This is a genomic window from Acidithiobacillus acidisediminis (genome assembly GCF_023277115.1).
Lineage (GTDB): Bacteria > Pseudomonadota > Gammaproteobacteria > Acidithiobacillales > Acidithiobacillaceae > Igneacidithiobacillus > Igneacidithiobacillus acidisediminis.
This window is the reverse complement of the sequence record NZ_JALQCS010000001.1, coordinates 1,788,152-1,808,632: the sequence shown is the minus strand read 5'-3', so window position 1 is coordinate 1,808,632 and position 20,481 is coordinate 1,788,152. Positions and strand designations below refer to the sequence as shown.

Genomic DNA, 20,481 nt, shown 5'->3' with positions numbered 1-20,481 from the left:
GGTGCCAGAAGACCTTTCCCAAACACCTATTCGTTCCCGTCGCAATTACCTCGTATTTGGCCTCATCCTCGCCTTGCTGCTGATGGGGTGGGCGGCGTGGTGGGTGCTGGTGGGCAGTCAGCGTATTGCTACCAACGATGCCTACGTGGAGGGAAATGTCACGCCCGTCCAGGCGCAAAGCGCGGGTACGATCCGGCGGGTATATGTGGAAAACACCGAATACGTGCGCGCCGGCACCATCCTTGCGAGTCTCCAGGGAGACCGCAGTCTGCTGGCTCTGCAAGCCAGCGAGGCCGCCTTGGGACGCACGGTGCGACAACTGCGTCAGGAATTTGCCGCGGTACAGGAAACCCAAGCAAAACTCCGCGCCCAACAGGCACAATTGACGAAGCTTCGCGATGATCTCCAGCGGTATCGTGGCGCGCAGGCGAGCGGCGCCGTAGCCACCATTCAGATTGCCAATACTGTGCAAGACGTAAACGCGCTACAGGCAGAGATCGCCGCAACGGCGGCCAAACTCCAGGCAGCACAAGCACTGGTGGGAGGCACCACCTTGCAAAACAACCCCCAGGTGCGGGCGGTGGTGGCCGAGCTGGAGCGCCGCTATATCGACTGGGCCAGGCGGGATCTGCGTGCCCCCATCAGCGGTTTCGTAGCCCAACGCAGCGCCTACCCCGGTCTGATGATTCACCCGGGAGAGCGGCTCTTCACCATCGTACCCTTGGATGATCTCTGGGTAGTAGCCAACGTCAAAGAAACCGAGATGGATCAACTGCGGCCAGGGCAACCGGTGCGACTGGAGAGTTATTACTATGGCGACCGTGTCATCTTTCACGGCACCGTTCAGGGGCTCCTGCCCGGCGCTGGCAGTGCCTTTGCCGTTCTGCCTCCAGAAAACGCGACGGGTAATTACATCCATATCGTGGAGCGGGTACCGATCCGGATAAGCTTGCGGCCGGCAGAGCTCCGCCGCCACCCCTTGCGCCCGGGTCTATCGATGATTGCGCGAATCGCTATCGACGACAACAAGGAAGCCAAGACCGTTTTACAACCGATCACGACGACCCCAAACCGGGGATACCATACCAAAATCTATACCGGCGAATTGCTGCAGGCGCAACAATTGGCACAGAAAATCATCGCCAAGAACTCTTGATCTCACCCTTTGCCGGGGGAGTGTCTTCAGCGGCATGAGGATCCCGCCTGGTCTATAGTGATTAAGTAGGTGCGCCGCTTCGCGATGGTGCGGAGGGTTAGGAAAGATCCATGACATTGCGGGATGCTGGAGGTAAGTAATGAACGACATATCCCCTTGGGATTACGTCATCGTTGGCGCGGGTCCAGCGGCAGCAGCCGCAGCGATGGCTATCCGCGAGTCGGACGATGGTGGCAGGCTGCTGATGCTGGGAGCAGAGACAGAATTGCCTTATCAACGTCCACCTTTATCAAAGGGTCTCTGGACGAATAAGGTAGCGCTGGATGACTTACCCCTGCGTTCCGCCGCCGATTGGGAACATTTGGGTGTGCAGACACGGCTCGGGGACGTGGTAGTGAAACTAGACGCTGCGGCCAAGACTCTCACCAGCGCCGCCGGGAAAATTTATCGCTACGAGCGTCTCCTTCTAGCTACGGGGGGCCGTGCACGGCAGCCCGAACTTACCAACACCGAACTGCGGGAGCGCGTCCATGTCTTGCGCAGCCTCTCGGACTATCGTCGGCTTCGGACTGCGGCACAGTCAGTTTCTCGCTTACTGGTGGTGGGAGGTGGTTTCCTTGGCGCAGAGATTGCGGCCGCGCTCTCCCAGCAAGAGGGTTTAAAAGTCCACTACGCTTTTGCCGGCGACGCGCCTTTGGCCCATATCTTCCCACCAGTCTTGCAAAAAGCCGTCCTCTCCCGCTACCACCAAGCCAGAGTCCTGCTGTATCCACGCCACCGCTTGGAAACGCTGAGCTGGAAGGAAGGCCATGTGCGCGCGGACTTCCGTGAGCACGCGCCTATCGCTGGTGATCTTTTGGTTTACGCACTGGGCATGGAGGGCCAGCTTGAACTCGCCCAGCAGGCAGGTCTAGCACTGGACAAAGGCGGGATCGCGGTCAATGCCGAGCTGCGCAGCAGCGACGCGCACATCTGGGCTGCGGGAGACGTTGCGACTTACCCAGACCCCGTATGGCAAACACCCTGTCGGCTGGAGCACTGGGATAATGCTGAAGCGACGGGAAAGGCGGCAGGGCGTGCGATGGCTGGGAGAGAGGAGCCTTTCCGGCATCAGTCGCTTTTCTTCAGTGATATCTTTGACCTCGGCTTCGAGGCCGTGGGACGCTGCGATTCCCGGCGGGTGCTGCGTGTAGCGAGTCCCGAGGAGGGAAAGGCCGTCATCTATTATGGATCTGATGACCGGGTGGAGGGTGTACTGCTCTGGAATGTCTGGGAAAAAGCCGATGCTGTACGCGCAGGAATCGCGGCTCGCCGATCCCTAAAGGATCCATACTGGACGGAAACACTGGAGCGGTGATGATCGCCGGACCAGAAGCGAAGTCACGCGCCACGTGTCGACTACTGGGATACAGCCTTGCGTAACCACGAAAGAAGTATCGGGAAAATGTCTCCTGCTCCGCAAGCCCAAGAATTAGATGGACTCTGCACCATCCACGTCTGGCGCGTCTATGACAAACCCATTCCGCCAGGATACCGTGTGCTCGTGGAGCGCCTATGGCCACGGGGACAGCGTAAAACGGATCTCCCCCTGGATGACTGGACCAAAAACCTTGCTCCCAGCACAGCACTACGCCAATGGTTTCATCACGATCCGTCGTTGTGGCCGGAGTTTCGCCAACGTTATCTCGTCGAGCTGCAAGATCACGAAGCTGAAGCCCGCAGCTTGCTGGCCGCGGCGAGGGGAAAAGACCTCATACTGCTGTATGCCGCCCAGGATCGGGAGCACAATGGTGCCTTGGTCCTCAGGGATTTTGTATGTAGTCACTTGCCAAAAACCGCGCAGCGACCGGACCCTACGAGGGAGTCCGGGGAATCGGATGCGCCGTAGGATCAACGCTTCGACGAGAAGGAGTGTCCTTCGCCGATCTGCTCTTGGGTCTTGATTAGAATCCAAACCAACAGCAAGCTCACGATTGCCAGTCCGATATATACGCTATAACCCAGGGAGTATCCCTGCACGCCAAAGCGATCTACAAATCCACCCAGTAGCGGCGGCACAGCAAACCCGCCCAGACAACCCAATCCCCCAACCCATCCCGACGCACCACCCACGGCATCCGGCACATAGTGGGGTACTAACTTGAAAACCGCTGCATTGTTAATGCCCATTCCGGCACCGACCAAAATTTCTCCTATTACCGTCAACCAGAGCGTCTGTGAGAGGGTCATGATGACCGCGCCAATGAGCAGGATGATCAATGAAATTATGGCTACCTTCTCACCACCCTTGCGATCCGAAAGCACTCCACCCCAAACGCGAATGAAGGCAGCGAGCAAAGAGAAGGTCGCGGTCAGAATGACGGCCGTCATGGTGCTGGTATGGTAATAGCTTTCCCAGAAGGTGGGAAGCCAGACCGTGAGCGCAAGAAATCCCCCAAAATTCGTAAAGTATAGCCCCACTAAAGGCCAGGTTCGCCAATGGCGTGCGGACAATCTGAGTGAATGCCAAACGCCGCCCGTAGGAAACAATTCTTCTCCATCTGCTTTTGCACGTACCATCGCTTCGCGTTTTTCCATACGATGCGCATACTGAAAAAACGGGGCATTATGCCCCCAGAGGAAGTACAGAAGTATGCCGAGAATAATCATGGCCAAGGAAAAAAGATAGCCAGACCACAATCCGGTTAGTAATATCACGCTTGGAAGAATAAGGGCAACAAAACCCGGCGAGGAATCTCCCAGCCCACCAAAAACGGCTAGCGCTGCCCCTTGCCGTTTTTTAGGGTACCAATACGATACCTGGCCAATTCCCACAGAAAATGTCGCAATACCGCTGCCTGCGAGAGCGCCAAGCAATAGCAAATAGGGATAGTAGCGTGCATCCAAATGGTTCGGATACAAGGTCAACAGCATCCAGTAAAGTCCTGCTATGCCAACCAGAGATGCGATCAACAGAATCAAGAACGGTGTTCGCCCGCCGTTGTGATCGACTGAGGCACCAAAGGGTATGCGAAGCAATGCGCCAGTCAGCATGGGCATCCCGACCAGCCAACCAATTTGCGTGGGAGATAGGTGCATGGCTTGCACAAAAATGTGCGCAGTTGGCCCGTAGAGTGAGACCGACCCCGCGCCAATGAAGAAGCCAATGGTTGACCCAGCCAGAACGCTACGGGGTGAACCCTGGATCATGATACCATTCTGCGCCATAAATCGTCCTCCGGGATTTTTTGACTATCACGTCTATTGGATCAGTTTGTATCCATCAGGATATTGGTAACGATGGTGCTGACTTCATGATCAAAAGCACGGACCTCGGCTAGGTACCGGTCGCTCCGGAGACCGTGGCGTTGGGCGGTGTATGCCAGTTCCGTCACCGCTACCAACGATATATTGGACTCACATTCGTAGATGAGCATTTTGCTTGGCAAATCGATGGCGAGCGTAGGAGCAACGCGCATGAGTTCGGTACCGCCGCTGGGCCGACCAAAAATCAACACTACGCAAAAGGGCAGAAACAGGCCGGCAGATTTCGCCGCCTGCGCGTGATCAATGCGATCGAAGAGGGTAAAACCTGCTTCCACTAGCTGAGCTTCCGCACGGCTCAAAACTGTAGCCGGCGCGATCGCACGTTGCCATTGGCGCAATCCAGGTATATCGCTGACGTGCATATCCACCCCCTATATCACTGACCGAATCTTAGCCCGTACCAGCTGATAAGGGCGGATGGCATAATTTAGCGGTACAGTCCAGATATGTACCAGTCTACTAAAAGGAAAAAGCAAAAAAACGGTCATTCCACAAAACATATGGATCTTATAAATAATGGGAATAGTGCGAATGAGAGCGGGATCTGGCTGGAATGTCGCTATGCTCCGCACATACTGGATCAGGATCTGCATGTTCTGAACATGTCCCGATACCGCGTCCGGGACGCTGACAAACTGGGTACCCAGCCCAAAGCTCAGGGTAATCAACAACCACACGAGAATAAAAATATCCATAAAGCGGCTAGCATACCGGACTTTGGGATCGAGAAGCCGCCGAAGCAGGAGCATGAGCCCCCCGATCATGGCAAGCACACCTGCGGTGATTCCAGCACTAGCGGCAATCCACTGGTGTTCGACGGGATCAGCCCCTAACCACTCGAGAATGTTAGTGAGAAACCCTGTAAAATGGCCAAGAAAGAGGGTGAGAATACCGACATGCCAGAGATTGCTTGCCCACATCATGTAGCGTTTTGATGCAAGGATCTGGCTGGAGAAACTTGACCAACCGTACTGCTCTCGCTCATAACGGATTGCCGATCCGACAAGGAATGTCGTCCCGGCAATGAAAGGGTAGACGCCAAAGAAAAAATAATTCCAAGACCAGATCATGTCTCCACTCCTGCTCGAAGCTTGTCAACGAGTTGCGCATACGGAAGGATTGTCGCCACCAGCTCTGCATATGGACTGTGAACGCTGCGCAGATTTTGCTCAAGAATGGAGATCGACTCCTGCGCGCCCGCCAGAAAGACGCGACTCTCCTCCGTGGTGAGTGTGGCGGCAAAGTCCAGAATCACTGGCAGGTAATCTGGCAGACAGTGATTACTGGGGATCCAACCGTGCGCCGAATAGTGCTCCAGTAAGCGTAATAGCACAGATCCTCGACCGCGGTCGTCTTCTGGTAGAAGATGCGTGCTCAAATGCAAGTCGCAGCTTGGAGTCCAATCGAAGGTCTCGACATATTTCGCCTCCAGTGCAAGCGGCTCTTGCATCTCCATCCAGTCGAGATGCTGTAGTACCGTGCTTCTCTCAGATGAGTGCAGACGGACTTCTGCAAGCAGGTCCGTGTGGAGTTCCGGAAGGGCGGCGCGTAGCGCGTCGTCCGGATAGTCCAACAGCAGGGCGAGGATGTGAAACAGAGGTTGGCGAATCATGTTGGTTTCTATCGATAAGGACGGAAGTGTAGAGGTTGCACGTTTGCGCCGGGGCTCTCCTTGCGGCGCTTGGGGAAAATCTCAGCCCCACTGATACCGGTGCTGCTATCGTTACCGAAGACAAAACCATTCTGCCCCTGGAAATCGTAGGGATCGTCCATCATGGTTTCCTGATGGCTCGTGGGAATGACAAAACGATCTTGGTAATGGGCAAGGGCTAGGTAGCGATACATATCCTGCGCCGTAGCAGCATCGAGACCCGCGCCGGCTAACACGTCTAGATTAGCGCGCTTGTCCACATGCAGACCGCGTTGATAAGCACGCATCGCGATCAGTTTGGTCAACGCCGCGAGTACTGGCTCACGCTTGCCTGCGGTGAAGAGGCTGGCCAGATAGTCGATGGGAATCCGTAACGATTCCAATCGAGGAAGCACCTCCTCCGCGCTTTGCGGTATGCGCTTGGGATGAATCTCGCGGCCCATGGGCGACAGTGGCGGAACGTACCAAACCATGGGCAAGGTGCGAAATTCTGGGTGCAGGGGAAGTGCTATTTTCCAGTCCACGGCCATTTTATAAATTGGCGATCGTTGAGCTGCGTCGATCCATGAATCGGGAACGCCATCCAAGCGAGCCTGGGCTATAACTTCTGGATCGTGTGGATCCAGGAAGATCTGGATCTGTGCTTCATAAAGGTCTTCGAGGTTTTCGGTGTTGGCGTACTCGGCAATACGGTCCGCATCGTACAGCATGATGCCGTTATAGCGGATACGGCCGACGCATGTGTCGGAACAGATAGTCGGTAGGCCAGACTCTACTCGAGGGTAACACGCAATACACTTTTCCGACTTACCAGACTCCCAATTAAAATACACTTTCTTGTAGGGGCAGGCGGAAATGCACATACGCCATCCCCGACAACGATCCTGATCAATAAGCACAATGCCGTCTTCTTCTCGCTTATAGATCGCTCCAGACGGGCATGCGGCTACGCAAGCCGGATTAAGGCAATGGTTGCACATGCGCGGGAGATAGAAAAAAAAGGTTTTTTCGAATTCGCCAAGCAGTTCGCTATCGGGCACATCCCGCAGGTTGTAATCTACTGAGCGGGTTTTATACGTTCCGCCCAGTTGGTCTTCCCAGTTGGCGCTCCAGTCGATCTTGTCTAGTGTGCGTCCACTCACCAGGGATACGGGTCGGGCCACAGGGGCCGTTTCCACAAGTGGGCTGTCGACTAGATGGCTATAATTGAAAGAAAACGGCTCGTAGTAGTCGAGAATTTCGGGAAGGTGCGGATTAGCGAATATGGTCATCAACTCCCAGAGGCGTCCGCCCTGTTTCAACTGCAACCTGCCGTTCTTGCGTACCCAGCCGCCGTGCCAGTGATCCTGATGTTCCCAGTTTTTGGGGTAGCCTATGCCGGGTTTGGTTTCGACATTATTGAACCAGATGTATTCAGTGCCGCGACGGTTGGTCCAGGTATTCTTGCAGGTTACGGAACAGGTATGACAGCCGATACACTTGTCGAGATTAAAAACCAGAGCAAATTGCGCGCGAACTTTCACTGAGAATCCTCCACGGCCTGTCTAAGATTGGCCTCGTCCCGTGCCGATAGGGGCGCTTCCAGCCAGTGAATTTGTGCGTCACTCACCTTGCGGATGAGGATTTCCGAATCGCGCTGACTACCTACGGGGCCGTAATAGTTCAATGTCCAGGCCAGCTGGGCATAGCCCCCAACCATATGGGTAGGTTTGACGATGACGCGAGTGGCGCTGTTGTTGATACCACCACGTTTGCCCGTGCTCGGAGAGCCCGGGACGTTGATGGTGTTTTCCTGCTGGTGGTACATGATGGCCACACCTTCGGGAATCCTTTGGCTGACCACCGCGCGGGCCATCAACGCACCATTTTCGTTGATCCCTTCGAGCCAGTCGTTATCGGCAATCCCCAGGCTTTCCGCGTCTCTTTCGCTAATCCAGATATGTGGGCCACCTCGGGAGAGGTGAAGCATGCGTAGATCATCATGATAGGTACTGTGAATGCCCCATTTGTCGTGAGGGGTGAGGAACCGCAACACGAGGCCATTCGTGGTATCGAAGCGTTCAGGTAAACCGTGAACCGCTAGAGTGGGTAGCGGTGGGCGGTAAGTACACAGTCCCTCACCAAAATCCAGAAACCATTCATGGTCCAGGTAAAATTGGCCGCGCCCTGTCAAAGTTCGGTAGGGAACGGCATTATGCACGTTGATGTATCCTGCACTGTAACTGACTTCCTCAGACATTAGTCCGCTCCACGTGGGCGAGGAAATGACTTTCCGAGGCTGTACCTGAAGATCGTGGAAGTGAAATTTCTCGCCACGCCGGTCAGCAGCCAGCTGCGCGAGCTTGAGGCCCGTTTTCTTCTCCAGCGAACACCAGGCTTTATGGGCAACCTCGCCGTTGGTTTCGGGAGAGAGATGTAACACCATATCGCAGGCGTGGATATCGGCGCTGAGAGAGGGACGTTGCGCGCCTTCATTAGACTCGTTTGGAAAGGCACCGTTGATGTGCAGCAACTCCTCTATTTCCTGTCCCGCTTCCCAATGCTCGCCTTTGGCACCGTTGCCCGAGCTTTGCAGACGCGGCCCTATACTGCAGTATTGCTGATAGATTTGGGGGTAATCTCGGGTGACGATCTCCAAGCGCGGGCAATTCCGCCCCGGAACTGGGCGAGAGCCATTCTTTTTCCAGTCGTCCACGCCTATGGCCTGGCCTAGCTCGTCGGGGCTATCGTGCAGTAGAGCTAGCGCCAAAAGATCTTTCCGGGTACCCAGGTGCTTTTGGGCAAGTTGGGAGAACTGCTGCGCAATATGCCGAAAAATCTGCCAATCGCTGCGACTTTCCCACCCCGGGTCCACCGCTGCCCCCAAGGGGTGGATGAAGGGATGCATGTCGGTGGTGTTGAGATCGTTCTTCTCGTACCAAGTAGCCGTAGGCAAGATGATGTCAGAGTAAGCGCCAGTGCTGTTCAGGCGAAAGTTGATGTCGACCATGAGGTCCAGCTTGCCTATGGGCGCGCGCTCACGCCATCGGATCTCTTGACTGGCAGAGCCTGCATCGTCCTGTCCCAACACGGCATTCTCCGCACCTAGCAAGTGTTTGAGGAAATACTCGTGTCCCTTGGCATTGGTGCCAATCAGGTTGTTGCGCCACACGAAAAGATTGCGTGGCCAATTATTGGGGTGGTCGATATCCTCGCTCGCGAATCGTAGCTCACCGCTTTGCAAGGCCGTGACAACGGCCTCGGTGGCTTCCGCGTTCGTAGAATGTCCCTCCCGTTCCAGGTCCGCCAGAATCTCCAGGGGATTACGATCAAAGTGCGGTGCCGCAGGCAACCAACCCATTCGCTCGGCGACGACATTGTAGTCCGCGAGCGTGCGGCCTCGATAGCTGGCCTTGGCAGCCGGCTGCAGGAGCTGTTCTGGATGGACACGCTCGTAGCGCCATTGATCCGTGTGAAGATACCAATAGCTCGTTCCGGCGGCTTGACGCGCGTGGGGGTGCCAGTCGCTGGCAAAAGCCAGGGAAAGCCACCCTGCTTGGGGCCGGAGAGCCTCTTGTCCGACATAATGTGCCCACCCGCCACCACTTTGCCCAACGCAACCGCAAAGATGTACCAAGTTGATGATAGAGCGATAGTTCATGTCGTTGTGATACCAATGATTGGTACCCGCTCCCACTATCACCATGGAACGACCTTGCGTGGCTACAGCATTTTGCGCGAACTCTCGGGCAATACGCACGCACACGTCCGGGGATATTCCTGTGATGGTCTCTTGCCAAGCCGGGGTAAAGCAATGGTCAGGGTCCGTATAGTCCGCAACCCGATCATCCTCCTGCACTATTTCTACGCCAGGTCGGCGCACACCATACTGAGCCAGTAACAAATCAAAAACAGAGCAGACGAGAGATTCGCCCTGGGTTGTCTGCAGGCGCCGCGCACAAACTTTGCGTTCCATCAAGATAGGAGTGTCCTCGCCGCGTTTGCCATAGTGCGGGAAAACCATAGTTACAAGTTCAGCGTCGGGTTTCCCTAGAGCCGAGAGTTCGGCGACAATAGGCGTATGGCTGCTGGCATCCTCTTGCAGCAGGTTCCAGTTGCCTTCAGCCTCATCCCAACGGAATCCTATCGATCCATTTGGACAACGGTAATTATGGCTTAGCTCGTCGAAAATGACGGTTTTCCAGTCTGGATTGGAGTCTTGTCCCAGCTGGTCCGTAAAATCGCTCGCACGCAGAAACCGGTCACTCGCATGGCGTCCGTCCGGCAGAGCCCGAAGCATTACCTGCATGGGTAGATCCGTGAAACGGCGAGCGTAGTCCATGAAGTAGGGTACATCTTTTTGGATATAGAACTCCTGCAAAACGACATGCCCCATAGCCAAAAAGAATGCCGCATCGGTACCGGCCCGGACGGGCAACCATTCATCGGCAAACTTGACGTATTCAGCATAATCGGGGGCCATGGCAACCACCTTGGTCCCCTTGTAGCGAACTTCAGAATAAAAGTGCGCATCTGGGGTGCGCGTGGCCGGGATATTGGTGCCGGCCACGATGATATAGGTGGAGTTGAACCAGTCGGCCGATTCCGGCACATCCGTCTGCTCTCCCCAGACCTGGGGCGAGGAGGGCGGCAGGTCGCAATACCAGTCGTAGAAGCTCAACGGCACGCCACCGATGAGGGAAAGGTAACGGGCGCCCGAGGCATAACTGATCATGGACATGGCAGGAATAACGGAAAATCCGGCAATGCGATCCGGACCGTACTGCAGGATGGTATAAATGTTGGCGGCAGCAATAATCTCATTGACTTCGTCCCAGGAGCTGCGAACGAACCCCCCCAGACCGCGTACGGCAACATAGCTACTCCGCTTGCGTGGATCCTCTTGAATCGCCCGCCAGGCCTCTACCGGATCTTTACCCAGCGCTTTCTCGGCACGATAAAGCTCAAGCAACCGCCCGCGCACCATGGGATATTTGATGCGGTGCGGACTGTAGAGGTACCAAGAAAAGCTGGCACCTCTTTGACACCCACGAGGCTCGTGATTGGGAAGGTCTGGGCGCGTTTCGGGATAGTCGTGGGCCTGCATCTCAAACACCACCAGGCCATTTTTGACGTGAACATTCCAGCTGCACCCACCGGTGCAGTTGACCCCGTGGGTGGTGCGCACGATCTTGTCATAGCGCCAACGATGACGATAAGCATCCTCCCATTGGCGGTCGTCGCGCAGTTTTATACCGTGGCCGTCGGCAAAGCCTTCTTTGTCCCGCACCAAGAACTTCAAGCGATCCAATAGGTGACTCATCGACTACCTCCGATTTTACGGCATCACTAAAGCACGCAGGACAGGCTGGGCCCGACCCGCGCCATCCGCTTCTTGATCCTCACTACTGTGCTCAGTATAGACTATGCTAATCGCCGTGTGGTGATACTGCACCAATGCGTCCTTGGTGAACGGAGGTTTCTTGACGGAAATCAAGGCAACCATCCGTGCGACGCGCTATCCTGGCGAAAAGTGGAAGCGGATGAACACTTAGGAGTCACCAGGGCGTGTCGATGTCGAAAAACACCATCAATGGCAGCTGCAGCCAAGATATCAATGTGCTTGAAGGAGTCAGACCATGGATTTGCTGGATACGCCCGCACCATCCTTTGATGATCCGGTAGGACTCTTGTTGGCCTGTCACCGGCGCATAGAGAAGCACTGCGATACCCTGCAGCGGATGCCTAAGCATCTCGAAAAGCATGGGGTGGACAGCGATCTGCAAACAGCCATCACACGCATCCTGCGCTATTTTAGCTTGGCCGGCCCAGCCCACCACGCCGATGAGGAACTGGGACTTTTCCCCTGGCTTTTGGCACGGCCGGATTTTCCAGGAGCCTTACGTGCCCCCTTGCGCAATCTTGTGGATCAGCACCGCCAACTGGAAACCGCCTGGCAGAATCTTTCAGAGGATCTGAATGATCTCATCGTTACGGAAAAGCCCCGAGCGTTACGTCTCGAGCCCTTCGTCATCATGAACCGCGCCCATATCGCCTTGGAGGACGGAGAAATTTTTCCCCTGGCCAGGCAAATCTTGGATCCAGATTCTGCCAACGCCTTGGGTAGGACCATGATACTGCGACGGCGTGAAGAGGATGGCAGTTCATGAAGGCCTGTATGGAGGCGAATCGACGTCCTCTATGGGTATGGTTTTTCCTTGCTGGGCGTCGTTTTACCGTTACTTTTCAGCTACTCTCTGGGTTCGCTTTTGCCATGGGTGGCGGGGTGCTTTATCTTGGCATACGGCGGATGGTTTGGCTGCAGCCTGCTTTTGCTGGGTGAGTAGTTGTGGCTGTTGGGCGCAAAACGTGGGCGGGTACATCTGCGGTGTATTTTTCTGTTCACGGAAGAATATCGTCGCACTTTTCGCCACCCACTACGTGGCCGGTCTGAATCGCGTTTGCACGATGGACTCAATGCTTTATTCGATGGCGACTTCCTGTTGGCGGCGAGCGCTACGGTCGTTCTTGGCATTGCCCCTTGGCGCGGTTGCGGTGCATGCCTCATGGGTCATCTGCTACTTGCCTGGATCATAGCCGCGCCCTGGATTACCAATTTTGTATTCAGTCTCTGGGATCATTGGCCGCTTGATTTACGTGGCACAGGGGGGAACATATGACCCACGTTGTTACCGAGTCTTGCATTCAATGCAAATATACCGATTGCGTTACGGTTTGTCCGGTCGATTGCTTTCATGAGGGGCCTAATTTTTTGGTGATCGACCCTCGCGAATGCATCGATTGCACCCTTTGTGTAGCAGAGTGCCCAGTTGATGCCATCTTTCGTGATGTAGATTTGCCTGAAGGGAGTGAAGCATACTTGGAACTCAATGCCGAACTCGCCGCAGTGTGGCCGGTGATCATCCAAAAAAGGGCCGCTCTACTGGAGGCGGAACGCTGGCGACATATTACGCAAAAAAGAGCCTATCTGGATTTGGGCGGTGCCGACAAGAAAGATTCGCTGCCGGAACCTGAAGCTCCCATGCAAGAACACGAGCGTACACCCGAGTTCACGGAGTCTACTGCACCCAAGGGGCTGCAACACAACCACCGCGTCAAAGCCGGGGTCTGGGGACGACTCACCGTCGTCGACGGAAAGTTGCGCTATTGCCTTGAAGATGGAAGCGGGCGTCATTGGGTGCTCTGCGCCGATGAATCGGTCTGGATCCCGCCCGATGTGCCCCACCGCGTGGAGATTCTGGGGCCAACACGCTTCTATCTGAGCTTCTGGCACTGAGGTTTTTGTTACTATCTGCAAGACATCGGAGGTTAACTATGCTCTTATATCACGGTGCACGCCCCAACCCGCGCGCAGTACGCATGTTTATGCTAGAAAAAGGGATGAGTATTCCTATGCGTGATCTGGATATCGATAAGGGCGAAAATCGCGAGCCTGAGTTTGTAGCTCGCAATCCTTCTGGCCAGGTTCCGGTGCTCGAATTGGATGACGGCTTCTGGCTGGCAGAAAGCGGTGCGATTTTTCAGTACCTGGAAGAAATTCATCCGGAGCCAGCGCTCATTGGTAGCACAGCGCAAGAGCGGGCCGAAACACGAATGTGGCAACGGCGGGTGGAACGGCGCATTACCGAGCCTCTCTATGCCGCCTTTCATTATGGCAAGGGCTTGTCCATGTACCAAGAACGTATGGTTGTTCTTCCTGAATGTGTGCCTAGTCTCGTGAAACTGATGCACGACGGTATGCGTTGGTTGGATTCGGTAATGACTGAACGCAGCACGATCGTACCGCAACGATTTACCGTAGCGGATATCGTGCTGTATACCGCAGTAGATTTTGGGGATGGCGTCGGCCTCGGTATTCCAGAGGACCTGAATACGCTTCGAAATTGGCGGACAGAAATTTCATGGCGCCCTTCGGCCAAGACGAGCTTGCATCCGCGATCCAGTGAGACTGGTATGCGCTACTAGAGTGTGTGTGCCATATAGGTAACTATACACTATTTTAGCACGGACTCAATAACGTGGTCTATCATGCTGATTATGGATCTTTTTCCATGGAACTTAGTTAGCAAATATAGTTGACGAAGTGGAACTTCGTAGCATACTGACAAAGATGAATATCCAAGCAGCCAGCGCCAAAGCGAAAAAGATGTCGGCAATCGGCAGCAAGAACGGCAGCACCATACTCTTTGCCATGTTATAGGTTGCAAGACTGTACATACCGAGGGGGAACACCATACCCCAATATTGGGGATCGTAACGGAAATGGAGACCTTGATGGCCGTAGCGCCAGATCTCCAGAGCAATGAGTAAGGGAATCCACCAGCTTCCAGCAGCCCAATAAAAAATGGTAAATCCCCTGAGGAAAGGAAGTAGAGAATGAAGATAAGGGGCGCTCGTCCCTTGCTCTATGAGCAATGATCCAGCCAAAGTAGAAATAGCCATGGCACCCATGTTGATCCAATACGGCGGAGCGAGATCTTCTGCATGAAAGCGAAAAAAATGTATCTGTAAAAAATAAGAACCATAATCCAAATATATAACATACCTCCCCAAAGCCATAGGGATAAGGCAACAAAATTATATTCCAGACGATGTAGTGCACTCCACGAACCATCCAACTGCAACGCCAGTACTGCCAGAGACTGTGCCGCCACCACCGCAAGCAACCAAATTCCGCTGATGCCGTTTTCTAGCCGAGGTTTGTCGAGCCGAATGGTGTAAAGTGTGAAAATACCGTAATTCAGGAGAAACCACAGCACGGCACCCAAAATCCAAAGCACCAGAGCAATATCACGATACTGCACCAACAATATACACTGACTACCAAGCACACTAGATGCGGCCACTATAGAGAAAAAGCCAGGGCCGCGTTGATAGTTCAGAAGATCATTCCACAATCGCTGAGGGAAATACAGACTTCTCCACAGGGTAAGGACCCACAAGACGGCATAAAAAACAATATTGAGTCCGAAAAGATATCGCGCCAACAGCGGCAAACCGAAGGTATCGCTGGACAAGGACAACACACCGGTGGCCATGACCAGGGCAAAGTACGCGGGCGCCAGACCCTGGGCGGCAAGGTCGAGCCGTCGGGAAAAAGCTCTCAAGTAGGCTGGCATCCGCCAGGTTCCAAGAGACGCAGCGCGCTCCCTTTGTGATATGCGATGTGTGCGGTTTTGTCGCTACGTATGGCATATTGCGGTGCGTCGAGAGTGGCGTGGTGGATATACCCGTGTACAGAGAAGTCACTTTCGTGAATGGCGATGATTTTCCCAGTCATCCAGCCAGCCTCCGAGTTCCAGGTCACGTGGTCACCAATATTGAATTGTGGGCTACTTTTCACCATGAATTCCTCAGCGGCTTTCTCGATTTTTGTTTGGTATATTTCCTCTCAAGTTCTACTCCACGCTGATTTTGGCGCATTTCGGATTCTAGGTGATGTGGCCTGCTTCTTCCAGGCGACGCAGGAGCATAAAAAAATACACCATGCCAGCGAAAGGCGCCCAGGGTTTGAGATGCGCAATCGTCTCTTCATAACCGACGACCGTGGCGTCGCCACCGAGCCAGCGCAGGAGACTTTTTCGTCCCCCCACGTCGTCGCCGGGGAAGATCTCGAGCTGACCCAAAGCTCGCAGGAGCACATATTCTACGGACCAGCGCCCGATTCCCCGAATCCATAGTAAGCGTTCCCTAATCTGTTCTACCGGCATGCCTGGCCACGCCCGCTCGTCCCAATCACCGGCGCTGGCGGCTTCCGCTACGGCGCGTACACTCCGTATTTTTTGCTGGCTGAAGCCGATGTCACGCAATAATTCCGGCGCCAAGTTCAGGATCTGCTGCGGGGGTGGGAAAGGAAGGGCTCGATCTAGGCCGCCGCTATCTCCTTCGCAGATCCTGCATAAACGATTGAGCAAATGGATACCCACCTGCAGACTCAGCTGCTGACAGGCTATAGCATTGATCAGCCCCTCATAGAGGGAATCGAAACGAGGCGGGCGAAATCCCCGGTAGTGCTCCACGAGCGCCCCAAGGCGAGGATCTTTGGCTGCGAAGGCATAAAAGGGCGCCAGATCGCGATTGATCCCGAGAATCCACTGGAGGCGCTCGCGGACCCAGGCAATGGCACGGTCGTCATCGGGACCTGCGTAGATTTCCGCTTCCAGAACCGGATCCATCGGCCCACGGGTCTGCCACAACCGCAGCGCCAAGCGCTCCTCGCCATAGATCCAGCTGCGGCGGTAGGTACCCTGATCCCAAACGTCTATGGCATTGTGGGCCTGACGGCGCAGCACCCAGACCGTGAGGTCGAGGCGAAAGGGTGCGCTGGGATGGAGGGTAAAATAGGCCATGATTAATCGGAACAACGCATGCACTGGACGTCGTAGCGTTGAATCCAGGCCTGCAGGGCCTCGATGGCCTCGGTGCCGGTGTGGAGCGTATCCAGGGCATGTTCTGGATCATCGGCGCGGATACGGGCGATCCAGGCATCGCCGTAGGGGTCGATGTTGATGAGGTGAGGATCGGTGATGAGGGCATCGTTGCGGTCCACCACCTCTCCCGCGAAGGGAACGGGCACGCCGCCCGCCCATTTGCCGCTCTCCAGGGTGGCGACATGGCGGCCTGCGTCGATTTTGGTGCCCAGCTTTTTGATGCGGGCTTTTTGCAGGCGTCCAGACATGGTCTGGGCCGGATCAGTCACGCCGATGGTGAAGATACCCTCGCCTTCGGGACGAACCCAGACATAATCGAGATCGTAGAAGAGTTCCTCCGGTAATTCGCAGCCACGGAATTCGCTCATGATTCTTACTCCTGCCCGGCAACTAGACGTTTGGCCGCAGCTTCTCCACCATCTGCCACCGCCGCGGCCAAGTGGGGATAGACCTCACTCTCTTCCTTGGCGTCGTGTTGTTTGAGGATGGTCTGCACCGTGCTCAAGAGATCGTCAAACTCCTCCGCGTCTTGAGCAGCAATGGCGTCGGCCATCTCGCTGAAAAATACCTGCAGGTCCCGATGCCCCTTTCGTAGTAAGGCCGTGAGGGCATGGTCCTGGTCTCCTTCCCAAGTCTCGAAGGCCGGGAAAAGCAGGCTCTCTTCCACCGCCATGTGTCCGTCGACGATACCCCGGCGGAACGTTTCCAAGGTCTTGGCGGCGTCCGCCCAACGCTCGTCTTTGACCGCTTGGGCGGCGTCCTCCAGGAGACGATCGAGACGTTCGTGGTCTTGCTGCAAAATTTTAGCGATATCGTGCGCCATGGCGGGTACTCCTTTGCAATCTGCCTATTATCAGTGGATGAATATATCCGAGGAGTTTAAACTACTTTCCAAGATCTTTTCGAGGGAGAAAGAAATGAAAGTGCAACTGCTGGTGTCCAAATGGTGTCCGGTCTGCCCTCAGGCGGAAACCATCTGGCAGGAAGCTGCCGAAAAACGAGCCATGGATCTGGAAATTCTTGACGTGGCCGACAAGACCGGGCGCGAAGTGGTCAGCCGTTTGCGAATCAAGACGGTGCCCGCTGTCGTCATCGACGGGGCCCTGAAAACCGTGGGCGTTCAACCTCTCTCTCAAGTCCTGCAACTGCTGGATAGTTGAGCTGGGGCGTACTGGCGCCGCACTGCAAGGATCAGCCGGCGCTGGGCGCAAAACTGTCGAAGTGGATGCGCTCATGGACAATACCGTGCGAGAGCAGGAGATCCACAGCCGCCTCGATCATGCCAGGGCTACCGCAGAGATAGACCTCGTGTTGGGACCACGGACCATTCTCCGACACGCTGGGCAGGAGTCGCCGGGGTCCGTCGGGACCTGTGAAATGGGGGTCGGAGCAGCAGATCTCTAAACGTAAATTGGGCCAGGAGTCTGCCAAGTTCTGAAGAACATCGAGATGATAGAGATCAGCCGCACGCCGGACGCCAAAAAAGAGGGCGACCGGGGTCGTCCAAGGTAACCGCATCCGCTCTTGGACGATCGCCTCGATAGGGGCGAGGCCGGTACCAGCAGCCACGAGCAGTAGAGGCCGCTCCTCGTTCTGCTGCAGAGTGAATTCCCCCTGGGCAGGGCCCAACTGGAGCGTGTCTCCCACTCTCGCTTGCGCGAAGAGCCAATGGGAAAAAGCACCGCCGGCTACGGCGCGAATGTGAAAAACCAGCTCGGCTGCAGAGGGGTGGCTGGCCATGGAATAGGAACGCCACTGCCCCGGCTGGTCGGGAACGGCAATCCGGGCATACTGGCCGGCGCGGAAAGGGTAAGGGCGGTCACAGCGCAGCCGCAATTCCATCACCGTGCTGGCAAGCTGCTGGAGAGTCGTCACCGTCCCCGTCCACAGCTCGGCAGCGCCATCCACCTGCGCCTCGATGCGCATGGCGCTACGTGGTTGTAATTTGCAGAGAATGGCTCGGTTGTCTGCCCGCTCCCCAGGCGTGAGCAGCAGGGGCATGAACGGGAGTTGCACACCCTCGCCGTCCACGATCCGCCCCTTACAGTCGCCGCAGGAACCATTACCGCAGCCATAGTGAATGGCCACCCCCTGTTCCAAGGCGGCCTCGACAATGCATTGGTCTTCCCGTACCTGCAAGCAGTGCCCGGAGGGCTCCAGAATGACCTCATGTTCCATGGAAAACTCCTGTCGCAGCGTGCCGGACGAAGGCCCGGCACGCTGCGTGTTGCGCGAAGATCAGTTACTGCGTAATGGGAGGAACGTCGTCCAGGACCAAGGGCACGTAGCGCTCTGGGGCCATGGCCTCGGCGGCTGCCTGAATGCAGATAGTTGAGGCAAGGTTATAGGCTTCGATCCAGGATTCGGCCATGGCCGTCGTCCAAGCCGGTCCCAAGAAGTGCTTGAGGGTCAGGAGTAGACTTTTGCCGACGATGGGATAGTGCTCGGGACGGGTATCGTAGCGAATGTGTCCCACCCCCAAATCTTTGAGGTAGGGTACGAGCATGTCGGTGTTGTCGATGTTACTGGCGATGAGGATGACGGAATTGAAGAGGCGCACCCGCTGTTCAGTCATGTCCCCGGGGAACATCTTCCGAACCTCGGGATAGTGGCTGAACATCGTGTCATAAAAATGCTGCGCGACCTGCACTCCTAAATCCTGTACGGCTTTACCGCTGCTTTTGATCAATTCTATATCGATAGTCATGAGTCTCTCCTGAAATGCTGCATGGTCTTGCCCTAAACGGCAAGGAAGAGTCTGCACCGCCTGCGCCAGACCGTCCTTGATCTGCGTCAAGAATTTCAGATGAAGGGTAGACGATGTACCATAGAGCGATTCGAAATCACCATCTAGCTGGGGTTGATATGAAACTTCCTGATATTAATGATCTATTGCGCCAGCAGCCTATTTTTAGTGCGTGGCCGCCAGCTTTGCTCAGCGCGCTTCTGCCATCTACCCAACTGGAAGAATGGAAAGAGGGCGAGATTATTTTCCTCGAGCAAAGTCCCGCGGCGGATTTCTTCTTTTTAGAATCGGGAGTGGTAGAACTGGTCAGCAGTAGCGCCGAGGGCAAGGAAAAGATTGTCGAAATCATGCAGGCTGGGGACCTTTTTGCCGAGGGTGTGGCCTTCATGGGTGGCCGTTACCCGGTCTCGGCGCGTTGCAGCGGGGCGGTGCGCGTACTACGGATTCCTTTTGCGCCGGTAATTACCACCTTGGATGCCAACCCCCAACTCATGCGTCGCATCCTCGCCCAACTCAGTATGCGTTTACATTTTTTGGTGAAAGAACTGCGTCAACGTAGTGTGCAGTCGGCAGATGCCAGGGTGGCCTCGTATTTGCTCGAGCTGGGCCAATCTGCGAAGACCGGGCAGGGATGCGTTTCCTTACCGGCCAAAAAGGCTGCCGTTGCCGCTCGCATTGGAATCACACCGGAAACTTTGTCCCGAGTGCTGCGACGACTGCGGGAGGCAAGGATCATCACTATCGAGGGGCGAAACTTGCATATTCTCGATCCTAGTTCCTTACAGCGCTGGACTTGTAGTTGATGCCGTCGCAACGGAACCATTTCGTGGTCAAGGCAATGGCATGATCACGGTGAGATGAATCACATGGAAAAAACATAAAAATGTGAATTCGGAGTCCTAGACATCAATCTCCTCCCTGAATAAACCAATCTGTGTCGTTCTTAAATTACGCACTATAAATTCACAAGGAGAAGGCGGCCCGAACGACCGCTAACGCTGCCCAGGAGTCATCGTCTGAGTCTGGCCTTCCCCTTTGGATCAACTGTGATTGATGGATTGGGTGGGGGTCAAAGGTGGTGGGCGCATGCTCTGAGGTTGAATCATTCTCGCAAAGGCCCTATGCTCCAAACTTCGGTGTGGATGACCAGTACAAAAATGTGGTACAAAAAGCGAGCAGTGGTTTGATGTAA

Annotated in this window: 21 protein-coding genes and 1 pseudogene; 9 read left to right on the top strand and 13 right to left on the bottom strand. The window is 55.3% G+C overall.

The features are described from left to right. Position 1 precedes the first annotated feature (1 nt). From M5D89_RS09145 to M5D89_RS09135, 3 genes are all read left to right on the top strand, one after another. Complete coding sequence (locus M5D89_RS09145) at positions 2–1,156, top strand: efflux RND transporter periplasmic adaptor subunit (protein WP_431307154.1); 1,155 nt, start codon at positions 2–4, stop codon at positions 1,154–1,156. A 139-nt stretch (positions 1,157–1,295) separates the two neighbouring features. Beyond that, complete coding sequence (locus M5D89_RS09140) at positions 1,296–2,513, top strand: NAD(P)/FAD-dependent oxidoreductase (protein ID WP_248885507.1); 1,218 nt, start codon at positions 1,296–1,298, stop codon at positions 2,511–2,513. A gap of 87 nt (positions 2,514–2,600) precedes the next feature. Continuing rightward, positions 2,601–3,044, top strand: a complete 444-nt coding sequence (locus tag M5D89_RS09135) for a DUF488 domain-containing protein (protein ID WP_248885506.1) — start codon at positions 2,601–2,603, stop codon at positions 3,042–3,044. 2 nt (positions 3,045–3,046) lie between these two features. Here M5D89_RS09135 and M5D89_RS09130 read toward each other — a convergent pair whose 3' ends face one another. The 6 genes from M5D89_RS09130 to M5D89_RS09105 are packed head-to-tail and all read right to left on the bottom strand — an operon-like array spanning position 3,047 to position 11,415. Further along, positions 3,047–4,345 carry an MFS transporter gene (locus M5D89_RS09130; RefSeq protein WP_248886458.1) on the bottom strand — a complete coding sequence of 433 codons (1,299 nt, stop codon included), beginning with the start codon at positions 4,343–4,345 and terminating at the stop codon, positions 3,047–3,049. Between the two features lie 59 nt (positions 4,346–4,404). After that, complete coding sequence (locus tag M5D89_RS09125; protein ID WP_248885505.1) at positions 4,405–4,824, bottom strand: DUF302 domain-containing protein; 420 nt, start codon at positions 4,822–4,824, stop codon at positions 4,405–4,407. A 9-nt stretch (positions 4,825–4,833) separates the two neighbouring features. After that, the gene (gene narI, locus M5D89_RS09120; RefSeq protein ID WP_248885504.1) at positions 4,834–5,532 is read right to left on the bottom strand and encodes a respiratory nitrate reductase subunit gamma; all 699 of its coding nucleotides are present in this window, start codon (positions 5,530–5,532) and stop codon (positions 4,834–4,836) included. Next, the gene (gene narJ, locus M5D89_RS09115) at positions 5,529–6,074 is read right to left on the bottom strand and encodes a nitrate reductase molybdenum cofactor assembly chaperone (RefSeq protein ID WP_248885503.1); all 546 of its coding nucleotides are present in this window, start codon (positions 6,072–6,074) and stop codon (positions 5,529–5,531) included. Before narJ ends, narI begins: the two co-directional genes overlap by 4 nt. 8 nt (positions 6,075–6,082) lie before the next feature. Further along, positions 6,083–7,636: a nitrate reductase subunit beta gene (gene narH / locus M5D89_RS09110; RefSeq protein ID WP_248885502.1), complete on the bottom strand. Its 1,554-nt coding sequence runs from the start codon at positions 7,634–7,636 to the stop codon at positions 6,083–6,085. Continuing rightward, entirely contained in the window at positions 7,633–11,415 is a 3,783-nt protein-coding gene (locus tag M5D89_RS09105) for a nitrate reductase subunit alpha (RefSeq protein WP_248885501.1), read from the bottom strand. Before M5D89_RS09105 ends, narH begins: the two co-directional genes overlap by 4 nt. A 316-nt stretch (positions 11,416–11,731) precedes the next feature. On the opposite strand from M5D89_RS09105, the gene M5D89_RS09100 reads away from it, so the two are divergent. The 4 genes from M5D89_RS09100 (at position 11,732) to M5D89_RS09080 (ending at position 14,078) form a co-directional block, all read left to right on the top strand. Further along, the gene (locus M5D89_RS09100) at positions 11,732–12,262 is read left to right on the top strand and encodes a hemerythrin domain-containing protein (protein ID WP_248885500.1); all 531 of its coding nucleotides are present in this window, start codon (positions 11,732–11,734) and stop codon (positions 12,260–12,262) included. Then, entirely contained in the window at positions 12,259–12,435 is a 177-nt protein-coding gene (locus M5D89_RS09095) for a hypothetical protein (RefSeq protein ID WP_248885499.1), read from the top strand. Before M5D89_RS09100 ends, M5D89_RS09095 begins: the two co-directional genes overlap by 4 nt. A gap of 333 nt (positions 12,436–12,768) precedes the next feature. Further along, complete coding sequence (fdxA, locus tag M5D89_RS14440; RefSeq protein ID WP_431307153.1) at positions 12,769–13,389, top strand: ferredoxin FdxA; 621 nt, start codon at positions 12,769–12,771, stop codon at positions 13,387–13,389. A 38-nt stretch (positions 13,390–13,427) separates the two neighbouring features. Next, the gene (locus tag M5D89_RS09080) at positions 13,428–14,078 is read left to right on the top strand and encodes a glutathione S-transferase family protein (RefSeq protein WP_248885498.1); all 651 of its coding nucleotides are present in this window, start codon (positions 13,428–13,430) and stop codon (positions 14,076–14,078) included. A gap of 93 nt (positions 14,079–14,171) precedes the next feature. Here the strand turns inward: M5D89_RS09080 and M5D89_RS09075 are convergent. The 5 genes and pseudogenes from M5D89_RS09075 to M5D89_RS09055 all read right to left on the bottom strand — a co-directional run bounded on the left by M5D89_RS09075 (position 14,172) and on the right by M5D89_RS09055 (position 17,366). After that, positions 14,172–15,151, bottom strand: a pseudogene (locus tag M5D89_RS09075) (tellurite resistance/C4-dicarboxylate transporter family protein). A gap of 65 nt (positions 15,152–15,216) precedes the next feature. Next, complete coding sequence (locus M5D89_RS09070) at positions 15,217–15,459, bottom strand: hypervirulence associated TUDOR domain-containing protein (RefSeq protein WP_255789893.1); 243 nt, start codon at positions 15,457–15,459, stop codon at positions 15,217–15,219. An 85-nt stretch (positions 15,460–15,544) separates the two neighbouring features. Beyond that, positions 15,545–16,462, bottom strand: a complete 918-nt coding sequence (locus M5D89_RS09065) for a DNA-3-methyladenine glycosylase 2 (protein WP_248885497.1) — start codon at positions 16,460–16,462, stop codon at positions 15,545–15,547. A gap of 2 nt (positions 16,463–16,464) precedes the next feature. Further along, complete coding sequence (locus M5D89_RS09060; protein ID WP_248885496.1) at positions 16,465–16,911, bottom strand: biotin/lipoyl attachment domain-containing protein; 447 nt, start codon at positions 16,909–16,911, stop codon at positions 16,465–16,467. Positions 16,912–16,916: 5 nt separating this feature from the next. Continuing rightward, positions 16,917–17,366: a hemerythrin domain-containing protein gene (locus M5D89_RS09055; RefSeq protein ID WP_248885495.1), complete on the bottom strand. Its 450-nt coding sequence runs from the start codon at positions 17,364–17,366 to the stop codon at positions 16,917–16,919. A gap of 94 nt (positions 17,367–17,460) precedes the next feature. On the opposite strand from M5D89_RS09055, the gene M5D89_RS09050 reads away from it, so the two are divergent. After that, positions 17,461–17,703, top strand: coding sequence for a thioredoxin family protein (locus M5D89_RS09050; RefSeq protein ID WP_248885494.1), 243 nt, complete (start codon positions 17,461–17,463; stop codon positions 17,701–17,703). Positions 17,704–17,734: 31 nt separating this feature from the next. Here the strand turns inward: M5D89_RS09050 and M5D89_RS09045 are convergent, their stop codons facing one another. Both M5D89_RS09045 and M5D89_RS09040 read right to left on the bottom strand, forming a co-directional pair. Then, positions 17,735–18,721 (bottom strand): 2Fe-2S iron-sulfur cluster-binding protein, encoded by a 987-nt coding sequence (locus M5D89_RS09045; protein WP_248885493.1) that lies wholly within the window; start codon positions 18,719–18,721, stop codon positions 17,735–17,737. A gap of 64 nt (positions 18,722–18,785) precedes the next feature. Then, positions 18,786–19,250 (bottom strand): globin domain-containing protein, encoded by a 465-nt coding sequence (locus M5D89_RS09040; protein ID WP_248885492.1) that lies wholly within the window; start codon positions 19,248–19,250, stop codon positions 18,786–18,788. A 158-nt stretch (positions 19,251–19,408) separates the two neighbouring features. Between M5D89_RS09040 and M5D89_RS09035 the strand changes: the two genes are divergently transcribed. Next, positions 19,409–20,092, top strand: a complete 684-nt coding sequence (locus tag M5D89_RS09035; protein WP_248885491.1) for a Crp/Fnr family transcriptional regulator — start codon at positions 19,409–19,411, stop codon at positions 20,090–20,092. The last annotated feature ends 389 nt before the right edge of the window (positions 20,093–20,481 follow it).